We start from the raw sequence: 15,064 nt of genomic DNA on the forward strand, positions 1-15,064 counted from the left end.
GTTGAGGTCGGTTGACGCAAAGACTTGAACTAAACAGGCGAGGCTCAGGCCGCCGCGGCCGTCCCGAGCGCCGGAACGCCCTCGGGCGCCGGCACGGGCATGCCGCCCATGACGTCGGTGGCTTCGAGATCATAAAGCTCGCGCGCGACGTGGTCGGTCAGCGCGGACGGCGCGCCGTCGAACACCACGCGGCCCGCGGCCATGCCGATCAGGCGGTCGCAATAGGTCCGCGCCAGATCGAGCGAATGCAGATTGCAGAGCACGGTGATGCCGAAATGCTTGTTGATGCGCAGCAGCGCATCCATGACGATCTTGGTGTTGCGCGGATCGAGCGAGGCGATCGGCTCGTCGGCGAGGATGATGTCGGGCTGCTGCACCAGCGCGCGGGCGATCGCGACGCGCTGCTGCTGACCGCCGGAGAGCTGATCGGCGCGCTGGGCGGCGAGCGAAGCGATGTCGAACTGCTCGAGCGCCGACATCGCCAGCGCCTTGTCCTGCTCGGGCCACACTTGCGACAGCGAGCGCCAGGCGGGCATCGTCGCAAGCCGCCCCATCAGGACGTTGGTGAGCACGTCGAGCCGGCCGACCAGGTTAAACTGCTGGAAGATCATCGCCGAGCGGGCGCGCCACTGCCGCAGCTCATTGCCGCGCAGCAAGGTGACGTCGACGCCGTCGAACAGGATGCGGCCCCCGGTCGGCGTCACAAGGCGGTTGATGGTCCGCAGCAATGTCGACTTGCCGGCGCCGGATCGCCCGATCACACCGACGAAGCCGCCGGGCGAAACTTGGAACGAAGCGTCGTCGACCGCGGCTTTTGCGCCGAAGCGGCACGTCAGACCATCCACCACCAGCATGCAGGGCTCCAGAGTAGCTGGAGCCAACCGCTAACGCTCACGCTTAACACTTGTGTGACACGCGCATTGCGGTGCGGCGATCCTACACACCTCATCCCCTGTCATCTCGGCGTCATGACATCGTCATCAAGCCACTCGAAGAGAAACGCCCGCCCTCGCACATCGGATGCAACATGGCCGCCAAAGCCCTTTCGGTTCAGCCGACCATCGATCCCTCGGCCGAACTGCACGAGACCCGGCTCGGTGCCTATACCGAGGTCGGCGCGCGCACGATCCTGCATGAAGTGGCGATGGGCGATTACTCCTATGTCGTGAACGATTCGCAGATCACCTACACCACGATCGGAAAATTCTGCTCGATCGCCGCGATGACGCGCATCAATCCGGGCAATCATCCGATGCATCGCGCGACGCAGGCGCATTTCACCTACCGCTCCAGCGCCTACTTTGAAGGCGAGAGCGACGATGCCGCGTTCTTCGACTGGCGGCGCCAGCATCATGTCCATATCGGGCACGATGTCTGGATCGGTCATGGCGCGATCGTGCTGCCGGGCCGCAACATCGGCACCGGCGCGGTGATCGCTGCCGGCGCCATCGTCACCAAGGACGTGCCGGCCTACACCATCGTCGCCGGCAATCCGGCCCGGATCGTGCGGCGGCGGTTCTCGGAGGAGATCGCCGGGCGCCTCGCGAAGCTCGCCTGGTGGGACTGGGATCACGACAAATTGCGCGAGGCGCTGCCCGATTTCCGCAAGCTCGGGATTGAAGATTTTCTTTCGACGTACGAAGCACGGGCGAGCTCTCTCACCAATTCTCCTGCCAGCAAACGAAGCGCAGTCGCGTGACAGACATATTCCTTGAAGGCGGCCGGGCCCTGATCGGCGCCGAGCTCGTCGAAACCTCTCTTCTCGTGTCCGGTACGGACATTGCAGAGGTCGATGCCTCTCGCGGCCGTGCGCGGCTGGCGCTCGATGCCCGCGACCTGCTGGTGCTGCCCGGCATCGTCGATCTGCATGGCGATGCCTTCGAGCGGCAGATGATGCCGCGTGCCGGCGTCGATTTCCCGATCGACGTCGCGCTCGCCGACAGCGACCGCCAGGCGATCAGCAACGGCATCACCACCGTGTTTCACGCCACGACCTGCTCGTGGGAGCCGGGCCTGCGCAGCGCCGACAATGCGCGCGGCCTGATGGAAGCGATCGAGCGGCAGCGTCCGCAATTCGCCGCCGACACGCGCTTCCATCTGCGCCACGAGACCTACAATCTCGACGCCGAGGCCGAGATCAGCCAGTGGCTCGCGGAAGGCCGCGTCGACCTGTTCGCCTTCAACGACCACATGGACGGCACTGTCGCCGATATGGCCAAGCCGCGCAAGCGCAACCGTATGGTGGAACGCACGGGGCTTTCGAGCGAAGAATTCGACCGGCTGGTCGAGCGCGTGATCTCGCGCGCCGACAAGGTGCCGGCTTCGGTGTCGCGCCTGGCCGCTTCTGCCCGCACGGCCGGGGTGCGGATGCTCTCGCACGATGACGCAACGCCGGCGATGCGGCAGGCGTTTCGCGCGCTCGGCGCTGACATCGCGGAGTTTCCGATCAACGAGGAGACGGCGCGGGCGGCAGCCAGCCACGGCGATGCCATCGTCTATGGCGCGCCGAACGTCGTGCGCGGCGGCAGCCACACTGGCTGGACCAAAGCATCCGACATGATCGCCAAGGGCCTCTGCTCGGTGCTGGCGTCGGATTACTACTATCCCGCACAGCTGCTCGCTGCATTCCGCCTCGCCGTCGACGGCGTGCTGCCGCTGACCAAGGCCTGGGATCTGGTCTCGGCCGGCCCGGCACGCGCGACTGGCCTTTCCGATCGCGGCCAGCTCGCGCAAGGACGCCGCGCCGATATTCTGCTGGTCGACGACAGCGTGCCATTGCGGCCGCGGCTCATCGCGGTGATATCAGGTGGAAAGCTCGTGCATCTCACCGATGCGACGCGGCTGCTCGCAACGATGGCCGCGCCGCGCGAAGCTGTCGCCGCAGCGTGAATCGGCTATGCTGAGGCAATGACAGGTTTTCCCCGCTACGCGATCTATTTTGCCGCCGGCGCCGACAGCGTTCTCTCCCGCTTCGGCGCCGCGCTGCTCGGCTACGACGCCCACACCGGCGACGAGGTGCCGTTTCCGCGAGAGGCGCTGCAAATTGCGCCGGATTGGCGCGATATCAGCGCCGATCCCCGCAAATACGGCTTTCACGCCACGCTGAAGGCGCCCATGGCGCTGGCATCAGACAAGACCGAAGCCGAGCTGATGGCCACCTGTGCGGCCTTCGCCGGCAGGGCGCGGCCGCTTCCAGTGATCCGCCCCGTCGTCGATGCCATCAGCGGCTTCATCGCCGTCATTCCGGCCGAGCCGGTCGAAGCGCTTCAGGGGCTAGCCGCCGACAGCGTCCGCGATTTCGACGCTTTCCGTGCGCCGCTGACGGCGGAAGATCGCGCACGGCGCAAGCCCGAAAAGCTCAGTGAGCGACAGCGCGACTATCTCGACCGCTGGGGCTATCCTTACGTGATGGAAGAATTCCGCTTCCACATGACGCTGACGGGACGGCTGGATGCGGAGCGGCGCGGGCCGATTCTGCAGATGCTGCGGGAGCGGTTTGCGGCGTTGAAGCTCGATGCGCTTGAGATCGATCGCATCGCGCTGTTCAAGCAGGATGATGCAAAGGTGAGATTCCGCATCATCGGCGAATGGACTTTGGCACGGTAGACCTCAGCGCCAGCTCGCAAGATTGAAGGCGAGCGCCACCGCACCGACCAGAACGAGACTGGTCGCCCAAACGGCATCCAGATTGAACCAGCTTCGCGAGACGAACCTCAATCCCAGATAACGGTAGACCAGCCAGGCCAGACATCCGCCGGCGCTGACCATGGCGGCAACGTGCACCAGGGACACCAGCACCGCCATCCCGACACTTGCCTTCATCAGCGTGCCCGCCGCCTGATGGCCGGCATCGAGCTCGAAGGCCTGGCAGAGCCCGAGATAGATCGGCACGAGCATCAAGGCGGCGCCGTGAGCAATGGCGACCGCAAACGACCACAGCACCAACTGCGTCGGCGGAATTCGTGCCAGCGCGCGGGGATGGCGCCGCACAATCAACCGATAGACCCCGAAACCAATGACGAGAAGGCTCGCGACAAGCTGGACCGGACGCTGCCACTCCGCCAGCGCGAGCAGGAACGCGAATGGCAGCAGCACGAGGAATGTTGCCAGGAGATGCCCGGCCGACAGCGCCCACAACGCGCGAAAGAGCGCGCGTGGGCTCTTGTCCATGAGCCCGGCCGAAACAGCGAGCGGCCATCCCATGCCCGGATTGACCCCGTGGTAGAGACCGCTCGCAACAAGCGCGAGCCACAGCCAGCCGAGTGCCGGGCTCGCGTGCCCCCAATCTAGACCGACGGATAGCAAAAGGAGTCCGTCGAACAATCGCCGCCCTCGAGCCTGATCTGGTGCGCACGATATCCGTCGGGGAAGCTCACGAAATAGTCCTTGTCGAGCTCGAGGCCGCCGTTGGGACCGACATTGGCCATGACCTCCACGCCCGGAACCCCATCGGGATAGAACTGGTCGTCCCAGGTGGAATAGAGCGAATTGGTCCAGTACACGCGCTTGCCGTCGCGGCTGATCTCGACCATCTGCGGCCCTGCCGCAAAGGCCTTGCCGCTTGGATGAGGCGTGCGGCGCGCGATGCCGCCGATGTAGGCGGAGCCCGCAAGCTTCGGCTTGTGCGGATCACTGACGTCGTACTGGCGCATCTCACCCGTGCCCCAGCACGAGACATAGAGGAACCGGTCGTCCATCGACAGGTCGATGTCGGTCACCAGCGGCGGCACGGCGCCAAATCCCTGCAGCAGCGGCGGGAGCTTATCCTTTGGCGCGGGCTCGGGCGGGATCGTCGCCGTCTTCTCCGCATGGAATTTCCCGCCTTCGCGCCACCAGGTCCAGATCGATGCTTCGAGGTTGGTGGTGTCGACCACGACGCCGACGAAACCATACTCGCGAACCGGATCGTGCGCCGGTCGTACCTCCAGCGCCATCTGATGATTGGCGCCAAGGTCGATGGTCTGGACATTGCGACGGGCGCGAAGATCCCAGAAGTGGAGACGATGGCCATATTTGTTCGCAAGCAGATCTTCCGGGACGATCCCGTTCTCGAACTGTGGCGGCAATGCCCATTCGCTCGACACCATGTAGTCGCGCGGCAGATTCCACCAGAAATCATAATGCAGCGTCTGCGGACCGCGGTCGATCTCCCATCGTCCCAGGACCTCGAAGGTCTCGCAATCCATGATGAAGACACCGGGAGGACCGTTGGTGCCGTCCTCGCCGGCACCGCCCAGCGTGCTCACGTAAATGCCGTCCGGCCCGCAATGGATGGTGTGCGGCCGCGAGTAACCGGTCTTTTTGAAGACTTCCTCCGGTTCGATGATCTTGTGGATCTTGGCTTTGGTCGGATCGGGCTTGGTATCGATGATGTAGATCCGCGACGAGCGCAGCCCGGGGATGATGAGATAGCGCCGCTCGATGAAGGCATGTCCGGCGAGCGGCGACAAGGCCGAGGAGCACGCATTCCAGCCGAAATGATGAAACTCATCGCCCTTGTTGGGCATCGTCACGGTGTGGACGATCTGGCTATAGGTCGGCGATCCCGGCTTGGCGTCGATGACCGCGAGAGCATCCGGCTTTGAGAAATCCGGACTGAGCAGCAAGGTGTAGGCAAAGTTCTCCGCAGGTGCTTCCATCGCAAGCTTGGGCGATGCGTGAAAGGTGGGATCCGGCCTCATCGTCATGGCACTGCCTCCCTGTTCTGTCGGTTCGCGCCAACCTGGCTCGGGATAACGGCATAATGAAGAGGTGTTACGCGCTGTCTCGAGATTGCTCCGCAGGGCCCGGTTGACCGGCGTACAATATGTCATCGCCGGGTCGCGCGAAACGGTCCGGACCGCGCTAATTCGACGCCTTCACCCGAATGGAAGCCGACGGGATGCGGCTCGGTATCGTCCCGGCCTGGTGCGCAATTGCGCACGGGGGCCGGGATTGCTGCAGGAAACGCCGTCCATCGCGAGCGAAGCGAAGCGATCCAGACTGTCCTCGCGGACACATTCCTGGATTGCTTCGCTTCGCTCGCGATGACGATGGAGGGACCTACCTGCCCCACCGCAGCGCCAGCGCGTCGCGTTCCTTGGCGAGCTCCAGCAGGCCGGCGCGCGTTGCCGGGTGCAGCGGCTGGAGCGGATGCCGCACCGTCTCCGACCTGATCACGCCACCGGCCTGCATCATGACCTTGCAGGCGATCAGGCCACATTGGCGGTTTTCGTAGTTGATCAGCGGCAGCCAGCGTTCATAGGCGGCCTTCGCCTTCTCGCGATCGCCGGCGAAATAGGGATCGATGATCTGTCGGATGCCGTCGGGATAGCCGCCGCCGGTCATGGCGCCGGTGGCGCCGGCGTCGAGATCGGCCAGCAGCGTGATCGCCTCCTCGCCGTCCCAGGGACCTTCGATGTCCTTGCCGCCGGCCTCGATCAGGCTGCGGAGCTTCGAGGCCGCGCCCGGCACCTCGATCTTGAAATAGCGGATGTTGGAGAATTCGCGCGACAGCCGCGCCAGCAGCTCGACCGACAGCGGCGTGCCCGCCACCGGCGCATCCTGAATCATGATGGGAATGTCGATCGCGCCCGAGAGCACCTTGAAGAACTCGACGATGCCCTTCTCCGGCACGCGGAAGGTCGCGCCGTGGTAGGGCGGCATCACCATCACCATGGCGGCCCCCGCCGCTTCGGCCTGCTTGCTGCGCGCGGCGCAGACGGCCGAGCTGAAATGGGTGGTGGTCACGATCACGGGAACCCGGCCAGCGACATGTTCCAGCACCGTATGCATCACGGTCTCGCGCTCGGCATCGGTGAGCACGAACTGCTCGGAGAAGTTGGCGAGGATGCAGAGACCGTGTGAGCCGGCATCGATCATGAAGTCGATGCAGCGGCGCTGGCCCTCGAGGTCGAGCTCGCCGCGCTCGTCGAAAATGGTGGGCGCGACCGGGAACACGCCGCGATAGGGGCGCTGGGCCTTGTGTGGGGTGACCGGCATCGAACTCTCCATCCCTGATGCGTCTTACGTTTGTCGCCGCGCTCGCGCGGCGTGGCTGACACATCTACCTGTCGCGCGGACCGGCGGCAATGCCCCGCGCGACATCTGATGAAGAGACGACGAGATTATGCGGTCTTCACGGCTCCCAAGAAGCCTTCGACCGCGACGCGGAGACGATCAGCATCGGCCGACATCTTCTTAACCGACTCCGACAGCACCGTGCCGGCGTTGCCGGTCTCCTGGTTGAGCCTGGCGACGCTTCCGATGGTGTCGGTGACCTCGCGGGTGCCTTGGGCTGCCTGCTGGAAATTGCGCGAGATCTCGGTGGTGGCCGCGCGCTGCTGCTCGACGGCGGCGGCAATCGCCGTCATCTTCTCGTCGATGCCGCTGATGGCGCCGCCGATGGAGCGGATCGCGGCCACGGCCTGGCCTGTGGCCCCCTGAATTTCCTCGACCTGGCGCGAGATCTCTTCCGTCGCTGTGGCCGTCTGCGCGGCGAGGCTCTTGACCTCGCCGGCGACCACGGCGAAGCCGCGGCCGGCCTCGCCCGCACGCGCGGCCTCGATGGTGGCGTTCAGGGCAAGCAGGTTGGTCTGGCTTGCGATGGCGTTGATCATCTTCACGACCTCGCCGATCCGGCTCGCGGTCTGATCGAGGATCTCGACGGTCGCATTGGTCTGCTCGGCCTGTGCTACGGCCTCGCGGGCCTCGCGCGCGCTCGACTGCACCTGTGCGGAGATCTCGCCGACGGAGGCGGATAGCTCCTCGGTCGCGGCCGCGATGGTTTCGAGATTGTTGGTGGCTTGCTCGGCCGCGGAGGAGACCGCGGCGGTCTGGCTGCTCGATTCCAGAACCAGCGAGCGTACGCCGGTCGCGGTGGCGTCGAGCTCCCGCGTCGAGGCCACGACGCTCTGGATGACCGCCTGCACGGTATCGTCGAAGCTGCGGCAGGCCGCATCGACGGTGCCGGAGCGGGCGAGCTGAAGCGCCTGCTGCGATGCGCGTTCCTGGCCCAGCCGTTCCGCGGTCGCCGCGCTCTCGCGCAAGCTCTCGAGCGCAGCAGCCATGGTGCCGAACTCGTCGGGATGCCGGGATTGCGGAACCGGTGTTGCATAGTCGCGTGCGCCGATGCGCGCGATCGCGTCGAGGATGGCGCGCACCGGCCGCATGAGGCGATTGCGCACCACGAACACACCGGCCAGGGTCACGGCCAACGCGAGCAGGAACGCGAAGGACTGCACGATGAGATTGGTTAGGGCCTTCGCCTGCACGATCTCGGCGCGCGCGATCGACAAGTCGAGCGCTTTGTTGGCGATCGCGACGATGGATGCGAAGGGCGACTGGCACAGCGCGTTCCACTCCGCAGCGGGCATCCCGGGTTTGCCGCTGCCGTCGAAATTCCTGGTGAGCTCTCCCATCTTCTTGAGCGCGCCGTCGGTCTTTGCCCGCGCTTCCTTGGCCGCGTTGACCAGATCTGCGGTCACGTCGGGCGCGGCCAGCAGTTCGTCCATGCCGGTCCAGCCGGCGGCGACGGTTCCGTTCCAGCCGGCCACTGTCTGCTTCTGGTTTTCGTCGAGCGGCTTGCTGGTGTTGACGTTCGACCGCAGCGTCGAGCACTGGATGCCGTAGCGGTCGCGTACCTGCCAGGCGAGCCGACGGACCTGAATCATGCGGGCGATGAACGGATCCTCCATCCAGGCGCGGTTCGACACCGCGGTGGAGGCCAGATTGGCGGTATCGATCACCTTGGTGACGGAATCGTACCAGATGCTGGTACGCTCCAGCTTGCGCTCGGCGCGCGGCTGCTTAGCCTCGTCGTAGAACAGTTGGAATTTCGGTGCAGCCTCGCTCCAGCGCTGCTTCAGCGTGCTGGCGAGCTCGTCGCGCCGGGCGAATTCGACCGTCGCGAGCGCAGCGACAATCGCGTCATAGCCGGCCTGTTCGGCCCTATCGGCGGCATCGAGCTTGGCGCGTGGATCGTCCTCGCCGAGCAACGCGCTCTGGGCGTCGCCGCGATTGCTGCGCAGCGCGACCACGCCATGGAAGATCGCCTTGTCGGCGGCGGCAAGCCGGGCCGTCTCGAGACTGTCGCTATAGCGGCCGAATGCTCCGGCCATCTGGATCGCCGTGCTGGTGAGCGCGCCAGCCGCCAGCAGAGCCATCAAGACCAGGAGAAGCGTGCTTACCGATTTCTTAAACATTGCCATGGGAGCGGAACGCCTATGCGTCAAAGCACGCCACCTTGCACCGGCACATGCCAATGTTCCGTTAAGGTTTTAATCGAATTGAGGACAACTCCCGATCTGATGCAGTGACGGAATGGGAGACGTCACGCCATCTTCGTGAAATCCGGCGGGCGACGCTCGGCGAAGGCGGTGAACGCCTCGCGCGCCTCGGCGGTACGCAGGCGCTGCGCGAACTGCTCGCCCTCGGCCTGCATCTGCGCGACCAGCGCCTCGCCGTTGCGCATCAGCCGCTTGGTCGCGATGAGGGCACCGGCCGGCTGGCGGGCGAGACGCTGCGCGAGGGCCAGTGCCTCGGCTTCGAGCTTGTCCAGCGGCACCACGCGGTTGGCGAGGCCCCATTCCAGCGCCGATTTGGCCGCTACGGTCTCACCGAGCGCGAACATCTCGTAGGCGCGGGCGTAGCCGATGCGCGCCGGCATCAGCAGGCTGGAGGCGGCCTCCGGCACCAGCGCGAGGCTGACGAACGGCGTCGATAATTGCGCGTCGTCGGCGAGCAGGACGAGATCGCAATGCAGCAGCATCGTGGTGCCGATGCCGACGGCACGGCCCTGCACGGCCGCGACCAGCGGCCGGGTGCAGCGCGCCAGCGACTGGATGAAGCGCACGACGTTGCGGCTGCCTTCCGACTTACCCGCCGCGACGGCGGCGAACTCGCCGACGTCGTTGCCGGCAGTGAACATGTCGCCCTCGCCGCGGATCAGGATCACGCGAGCGGACGGATCGAACTCGGCGGATTCGATGGCGTCCGCCAGCTTTCCGTACATCGCATCGGTCAGCGCGTTCTTCTTGTCGGGACGCGCCAATGTCAGGTTCAGAATTCCACCGTTGTTCTCGATCCGGACGTATTCGGTCATTCGTCTGCTCCGTGTTATTCGTCTGAACTTCTTGGAAACTTGTCCTGAATGCTCATCAGCCAGCGCGCGACGACGTCGATCTCCGCAGCTGTAAATCCTTCCGTCAGCGCCGCATTGACCTCGGCCGCACTGGCCTTCGCCTGCGCCAGCGCGGTGCGCCCCTTCGGCGTCAGCCAGATGCGAAAGGCGCGCCCGTCCGCGGGGTCGGCCCGCCGCTCGATCAGCTTGGCCGCCGCCGTGCGGTCGACCAGGCCGGAGATGCCGGCAGGGCCAAGATCGAGCGCCGCGCCCGCCTCGCCCATCAGCACACCATCCTGCTTGCCGAGGATGAACAGCAACCCCGCTTGCGCCGGCGTCACCTCGCTCTCGGGCTGCGCTGCCATCCAGCGCTGCAACCGGCGGTGCGCGACGCTCAGCAGGTAGATCAGCCGATGGTGCCTCGCGCCGGCGTCCTTATTTCGCATGCGAAGTAAATAGCGCTTGCCGATTTCCTTGTCAAAGCGCTTGACGTACTCTCGCTCTCATGTTCCTTATTTGTTCTGTACTCGTTTCAGTTGCAAAAAAGGGGCACCCCGTGGAGCAGAGGCAGGAGCAAGCGACAGAGCAAGCAACGGAAGGTGAGCTCGCCTATGCGTTCGAAGTTCTGGACGCGTACTTCGAAGGCATTCCGCTCAGCAAGCTGGTGACCACCACCCGGCAGTTTCCCGGCCACATGCGGGTGGACGTCCAGGCCGCGCTCGACAGGCTGCTGGGAGCGCACGTCGACTTGTTCGGGCTTGCCGAGGAACGCTATGACACGCTGTCGTTTGCGCGCCTGCTCCGCGACGATCGAAGCGCCGTGGCGATCGCACCGCTGCAATATTCCGACGTCGATGTCGGCGAGAGCAGTCCGTCCCGGTGCCTTGATAACGGTTTGTGGCTCTGCGAGCAGGACGGCTTGCGCCATGCGGTCCTGCTGTGCTCCAACCGCGAAGCCGGTCGCGAGTCCGGCATCCGGATCGAAATCATGGTGTCCGCCGGAAGCGCGGGGGCGGCCGTGGTGCAGCGTTGCTTCGGAGAGCTCGAAGACGCCGTGCAGGCCGCGCGCACCTATCGCGGCAAAATCCTGTCGCTCGAGGCGTCCTCCGACTACCGCGGCCAGTCTCGCGGCATCAATGTGCACCGGCTGCCGACCGTCGGACGCGAGGAGGTGATCCTGCCGGAACGGACTCTGCGGCTGCTCGATCGCAACGTGCTGACGTTCGTCGGCACCCGCGAGCAGTTGCGGCGGCTCGGGCTGTCGACGCGCAAGGGCATCCTGCTCTATGGACCGCCCGGCACAGGCAAGACCCATACGATCCGCTATCTCGCAACGCATCTGGCTGGACACACGACCCTGATTATCACGGCCGAGCAGATGGGCCTTCTCAGCGCCTATATGAGCCTGGCACGGTTGCTGCAGCCCGCGATGGTGGTGATTGAGGACGTCGACCTGATCGCGCGCGACCGCCGCAACATGGGGCCGTGCGAAGAATCCATGCTCAACAGACTGCTCAACGAGATGGACGGACTGAAGCAGGATGCCGACATCCTTTTCGTTCTCACCACCAATCGGCCGCAGGACCTCGAAGCCGCGCTTGCCGGTCGCCCCGGCCGCATCGACCAGGCCATCGAAGTGCCACTCCCCGACGAGAGTGGCCGCAGCAAGCTGGTGCGCCTCTATGGCAAGGGATTGCCGCTCGACGACGCGATCGTCATCGAGGCTGCCCGTCGCAGCGAGGGGACGAGTTGCGCCTTCATCAAGGAACTAATGCGGCGGCTGGCGCAAGCGAGCTTGGCGCGCGACGGCGGCAAGTCAATCGTCTCGGCCGATATCGACGAAGCTCTCGACGACATGCTGTTCTCCGGCGGTCGGCTCAATGCGCGTCTGCTCGGCGCGGCGCAGGCCATGGCAGCGGAATGACGTTCGCTATCATCCATTGGCCTGTCGCGCCTCACGGCGCGCAGGTAAAGCTCGACGCCTCCGTCACCGGGCCGCTCTTGTAGTGCGGCCAGGCCGGCCAGCGGCACAATGGCAGCGCACGCTGTGTCACGAATGACGGTGCCTCGACCTTCTGCTCGCTGACTTCGAGATTGCCGGGCGCCTTGCCCTTCTCGACCCAATCGACCAGCACGCTCAGCATGTCGACGTTGGCCGGCGCGCCGGAGCCGACGTGGTCGACACCGGGCGCTGTGTAGAGGCGGGCGAACTCGGCCGTCTCTGTCTTGCCCATCTTGCGCTCGACGCTTTCGAAATAGCGGATGCCGGCATAGGGGCTCTGCGCATAGTCGGCCATGTGCTCGAGCATGATCAGCCGCCCACCGCGCGCGCGGAAACGGCTGAGGTCGGGATCGGTCGAATCCATCAGGCTGGAGACCTCGAGCAGCCGCGCCTTGTGCTCTTCAGGCTTGTAGGTGGTCACATCAAGTTTGGGGTCGCGGGCGAACACATATTGGATGCCGCCGGCGCCGTAGATCCAGGCGATGCCGTTGTTCGGCGCTGGCGGCTGCGCCGGCGGCGCGGTGCCGAGCCACCAAGAGACCCAGCCGCCGGTCGGCCCGACCGCGGGAATGTCCTCGCCGGAGACGCCCCAACCCGGATAATCGTCGAGACCATTGGCGAGCGCGAAGGGGAATTTGTAGGTGGCATGCAGCGTGTTCATCGCCTTGATCTGCGCATCGGTGAGACATTGGTCGCCGCTCTGCCCGGCCGCGCAGCGCAGCGTCTCGACCTTGAAGGCGGCCTTGCAGGCGACGGGATCCTGCACCAGCGCATCGTCGGAGCCATCGGACTTGTCGCAAGCCGCGCGCACGGCCTCGCCGACGAGCTTGACTTGCGCCGGGTTGATCCAGCCCTCGCCCATGGTGACGAGGCCCGAGCGCGTGCCGGCATGCTGCAGGCCGACCCAGTTGATCACGGGCACGCGGGCGAAGATGCCGTCGAAATCGTCGGGATAACGCTGCGCCATGGTGAGGCCTTCGCGGCCGCCTTCGGACGAGCCCATGAAGTACATCTTCTCCGGCTTCCTGCCGTAGGCGCGCTGCATCAGCGCGACGGCAGCATCGCGCACCTTCTTGTAGGCGCGATGGGCGAAATTCTCGAACGCCTCGTCATTCAGAGCGAAGACCTGCGGCGGCTCGCCTTGCTTGGTCTCGTGCCCGGAGTCGGTGCCGTAGGTGACGAAGCCGCGCGCGAGCGGCGACGGCTTGTCGAAGGGATAGGCCGGCGGCAGCGCAAGCCCCGTGATCAGCACACCGTTGAAGCCGCCGCCGCCATATTGCAGCGAGCGGCCGTTCCATTCGATCGGCAGGTTGACCTGGAATTTGATCGGCGGCGCCTTGGGATCAACGGGGTCGATATGGCCGAGCACCTTGCAGAAGCGCGGATTGGCCGGTGTGATGCGCCCGGACGGGGTCGGCCCACGTTCGGCGACGGCGAGTTGCGAGGGTGCCTGCAACGTTGCGGAATCGATCTTCACGGCCTCAGTGCCGCCAACGAGCCCCTTGCAGACGGTCTCCGCATCCTCCGCCAGGGTCGCGGCGAGCGCGGCGTTCGCGCCCAGCGCAGCTGCCGTCCCCACGAGCCATGCGCACAGCTTCGCCTTTGTCAGAGTCATCGTTTCCCCCCAGCTGTTTGTTCGATCTGTCAGGAGACCGCATTGAATGCGACCTCCTGAGGGCCGTCAACAAGCCTCTAGTGCTCGAACACCAGCCGCGCGCCGACGGTGCCGTCGAGGGCGCGGATCTGCTGGAGCAGCTCGCCGGAATCCTGACCACCGAGATCGGCGTCGAGCACGACATAGCCGAGGTCGCCGGCGGTCTCCAGATATTGCGCGGCGATGTTGATGTCGCGCTGGAGGAAGACCTCGTTCAGCCGCCGCAGCATGCCCGGCACGTTGCGATGGACATGGCTGAAGCGCGCGCCGGAGGGGCGAAGATGCAACTGCACTTCGGGGAAGTTCACCGCGCCCATGGTCGAGCCGGTGATGAAATAGTCGACCAGCTTGCGCGCCACCTCGCCGCCGATCCGCTCCTGCGCCTCTTCGGTCGAGCCGCCGATATGCGGCGTGAGGATGACGTTCTCGAGGCCCTGCACCGGGCTGTTGAAGCGCTCGGCGTTCGACGAAGGCTCGACCGGAAACACGTCGATGGCCGCCCCGGCAAGATGGCCGTCGCGCAAGGCGCGCGCGAGCGCGTCGAGATCGACCACGGTGCCGCGGCTGTTGTTGATCAGGAACGAGCCCGGCTTCATCGCCCGCAGCTCCTTCTCGCCGATCATGCCCGCAGTCTCCGGCGTCTCCGGCACGTGCAGGCTGACGATGTCGCTCTGCGCCAGCAGCTCCTCCAGCCTCTCGACCGGCTCGGTGTTGCCGTGACGGAGCTTGTCGGTGCGGTCGAAATAGATCACGCGCATGCCCATGGCTTCGGCCAAGGTCGAGAGCTGCGAGCCGATATTGCCGTAGCCGACAATGCCGAGCGTGCGGCCGCGCACCTCGCGGCTGCCGGTCGCCGACTTGTCCCAGCCCCCCGCATGGGCCGACACCGAGCGCGGAAAGATCCGCCGCAGCAGCATCACGATCTCGCCGATCACGAGTTCGGCGACGCTGCGCGTGTTGGAGAACGGCGCGTTGAAGACCGGAATACCGCGCTTGCGCGCGGCCAATAAGTCGACCTGGTTGGTGCCGACGCTGAAGCAGCCGACCGAGAGAAGCTGGTCGGCCGCCCCGAGCATCTCATCGGTGATCTGGGTGCGCGAGCGGATGCCGAGCAGCGACACGCCCTTGAGCGCGCGCCGCAGGTCCTCGCCGTCCAGCGCCTTGGTCAGCCGCTCGACATTGGTGAAACCCGCGCTCCTGAACAGGTCCACGGCACTGTCATTGACGCCTTCGAGCAACAGCGCCTTGGCGCTTCGCTCAGGGCTTTGGCCTGGGGCTGACATGGAATCTCCGTAAGTCGCAGCTTTGC

Annotated in this window: 13 protein-coding genes; 4 read left to right on the plus strand and 9 right to left on the minus strand. The window is 65.6% G+C overall.

What is annotated here, in order from left to right; all coding sequences use genetic code 11:
- Positions 1-44: 44 nt before the first annotated feature.
- A complete protein-coding gene (gene phnC / locus P6U29_RS38960; RefSeq protein WP_407115393.1) occupies positions 45-854 on the minus strand; it encodes a phosphonate ABC transporter ATP-binding protein in 810 nt (269 codons plus the stop codon).
- A 173-nt stretch (positions 855-1,027) separates the two neighbouring features.
- Here phnC and P6U29_RS38965 point away from each other — a divergent pair, with 173 nt between their 5' ends.
- Genes P6U29_RS38965 through P6U29_RS38975 form a run of 3 tightly spaced genes read left to right on the plus strand, consistent with a single transcriptional unit; the run spans position 1,028 to position 3,606 of the window.
- On the plus strand, positions 1,028-1,699 hold the full coding sequence (locus P6U29_RS38965) for a chloramphenicol acetyltransferase (protein ID WP_407115394.1): 672 nt from the start codon (positions 1,028-1,030) through the stop codon (positions 1,697-1,699).
- Entirely contained in the window at positions 1,696-2,889 is a 1,194-nt protein-coding gene (locus tag P6U29_RS38970) for an alpha-D-ribose 1-methylphosphonate 5-triphosphate diphosphatase (RefSeq protein WP_407115395.1), read from the plus strand. The genes P6U29_RS38965 and P6U29_RS38970 overlap by 4 nt, the downstream gene beginning before the upstream one ends.
- An 18-nt stretch (positions 2,890-2,907) precedes the next feature.
- The gene (locus P6U29_RS38975; protein ID WP_407115396.1) at positions 2,908-3,606 is read left to right on the plus strand and encodes a DUF1045 domain-containing protein; all 699 of its coding nucleotides are present in this window, start codon (positions 2,908-2,910) and stop codon (positions 3,604-3,606) included.
- A 3-nt stretch (positions 3,607-3,609) separates the two neighbouring features.
- On the opposite strand, the gene P6U29_RS38980 is transcribed toward P6U29_RS38975, so the two are convergent.
- The 6 genes from P6U29_RS38980 to P6U29_RS39005 form a co-directional block, all read right to left on the minus strand.
- The gene (locus tag P6U29_RS38980; RefSeq protein WP_407119553.1) at positions 3,610-4,203 is read right to left on the minus strand and encodes a hypothetical protein; all 594 of its coding nucleotides are present in this window, start codon (positions 4,201-4,203) and stop codon (positions 3,610-3,612) included.
- Positions 4,204-4,286: 83 nt separating this feature from the next.
- A complete protein-coding gene (locus tag P6U29_RS38985) occupies positions 4,287-5,687 on the minus strand; it encodes a selenium-binding protein SBP56-related protein (RefSeq protein ID WP_407115397.1) in 1,401 nt (466 codons plus the stop codon).
- Between the two features lie 355 nt (positions 5,688-6,042).
- A complete protein-coding gene (locus P6U29_RS38990; RefSeq protein ID WP_407115398.1) occupies positions 6,043-6,981 on the minus strand; it encodes a dihydrodipicolinate synthase family protein in 939 nt (312 codons plus the stop codon).
- A gap of 125 nt (positions 6,982-7,106) precedes the next feature.
- A complete protein-coding gene (locus tag P6U29_RS38995) occupies positions 7,107-9,188 on the minus strand; it encodes a methyl-accepting chemotaxis protein (protein WP_407115399.1) in 2,082 nt (693 codons plus the stop codon).
- Between the two features lie 122 nt (positions 9,189-9,310).
- The gene (locus tag P6U29_RS39000) at positions 9,311-10,081 is read right to left on the minus strand and encodes an enoyl-CoA hydratase (RefSeq protein ID WP_407115400.1); all 771 of its coding nucleotides are present in this window, start codon (positions 10,079-10,081) and stop codon (positions 9,311-9,313) included.
- Between the two features lie 14 nt (positions 10,082-10,095).
- Positions 10,096-10,545, minus strand: coding sequence for a MarR family winged helix-turn-helix transcriptional regulator (locus tag P6U29_RS39005; RefSeq protein ID WP_407115401.1), 450 nt, complete (start codon positions 10,543-10,545; stop codon positions 10,096-10,098).
- Between the two features lie 110 nt (positions 10,546-10,655).
- Here P6U29_RS39005 and P6U29_RS39010 point away from each other — a divergent pair, with 110 nt between their 5' ends.
- On the plus strand, positions 10,656-12,023 hold the full coding sequence (locus P6U29_RS39010) for an AAA family ATPase (RefSeq protein WP_407115402.1): 1,368 nt from the start codon (positions 10,656-10,658) through the stop codon (positions 12,021-12,023).
- 31 nt (positions 12,024-12,054) lie between these two features.
- On the opposite strand, the gene P6U29_RS39015 is transcribed toward P6U29_RS39010, so the two are convergent.
- Both P6U29_RS39015 and serA read right to left on the minus strand, forming a co-directional pair.
- Entirely contained in the window at positions 12,055-13,716 is a 1,662-nt protein-coding gene (locus P6U29_RS39015) for a tannase/feruloyl esterase family alpha/beta hydrolase (protein ID WP_407115403.1), read from the minus strand.
- A gap of 77 nt (positions 13,717-13,793) precedes the next feature.
- Complete coding sequence (serA, locus tag P6U29_RS39020) at positions 13,794-15,038, minus strand: phosphoglycerate dehydrogenase (protein WP_407115404.1); 1,245 nt, start codon at positions 15,036-15,038, stop codon at positions 13,794-13,796.
- Between the last annotated feature and the right edge of the window lie 26 nt (positions 15,039-15,064).

Source organism: Bradyrhizobium sp. LMG 9283, from assembly GCF_045571415.1.
Classification (GTDB): domain Bacteria; phylum Pseudomonadota; class Alphaproteobacteria; order Rhizobiales; family Xanthobacteraceae; genus Bradyrhizobium.

What these genes read in the sequence shown, in the direction of transcription:
- P6U29_RS38995 (WP_407115399.1), bottom strand. Translation starts at nt 9,188, where the DNA reads ATGGCAATGTTTAAGAAATCGGTAAGCACGCTTCTCCTGGTCTTGATG.
- P6U29_RS39005 (WP_407115401.1), bottom strand. Translation starts at nt 10,545, where the DNA reads ATGCGAAATAAGGACGCCGGCGCGAGGCACCATCGGCTGATCTACCTG.
- P6U29_RS39015 (WP_407115403.1), bottom strand. Translation starts at nt 13,716, where the DNA reads ATGACTCTGACAAAGGCGAAGCTGTGCGCATGGCTCGTGGGGACGGCA.
- P6U29_RS38975 (WP_407115396.1), top strand. Translation starts at nt 2,908, where the DNA reads ATGACAGGTTTTCCCCGCTACGCGATCTATTTTGCCGCCGGCGCCGAC.
- P6U29_RS38980 (WP_407119553.1), bottom strand. Translation starts at nt 4,203, where the DNA reads ATGGGATGGCCGCTCGCTGTTTCGGCCGGGCTCATGGACAAGAGCCCA.
- P6U29_RS38965 (WP_407115394.1), top strand. Translation starts at nt 1,028, where the DNA reads ATGGCCGCCAAAGCCCTTTCGGTTCAGCCGACCATCGATCCCTCGGCC.
- P6U29_RS38990 (WP_407115398.1), bottom strand. Translation starts at nt 6,981, where the DNA reads ATGCCGGTCACCCCACACAAGGCCCAGCGCCCCTATCGCGGCGTGTTC.
- serA (WP_407115404.1), bottom strand. Translation starts at nt 15,038, where the DNA reads ATGTCAGCCCCAGGCCAAAGCCCTGAGCGAAGCGCCAAGGCGCTGTTG.
- P6U29_RS38985 (WP_407115397.1), bottom strand. Translation starts at nt 5,687, where the DNA reads ATGACGATGAGGCCGGATCCCACCTTTCACGCATCGCCCAAGCTTGCG.
- P6U29_RS39000 (WP_407115400.1), bottom strand. Translation starts at nt 10,081, where the DNA reads ATGACCGAATACGTCCGGATCGAGAACAACGGTGGAATTCTGAACCTG.
- phnC (WP_407115393.1), bottom strand. Translation starts at nt 854, where the DNA reads ATGCTGGTGGTGGATGGTCTGACGTGCCGCTTCGGCGCAAAAGCCGCG.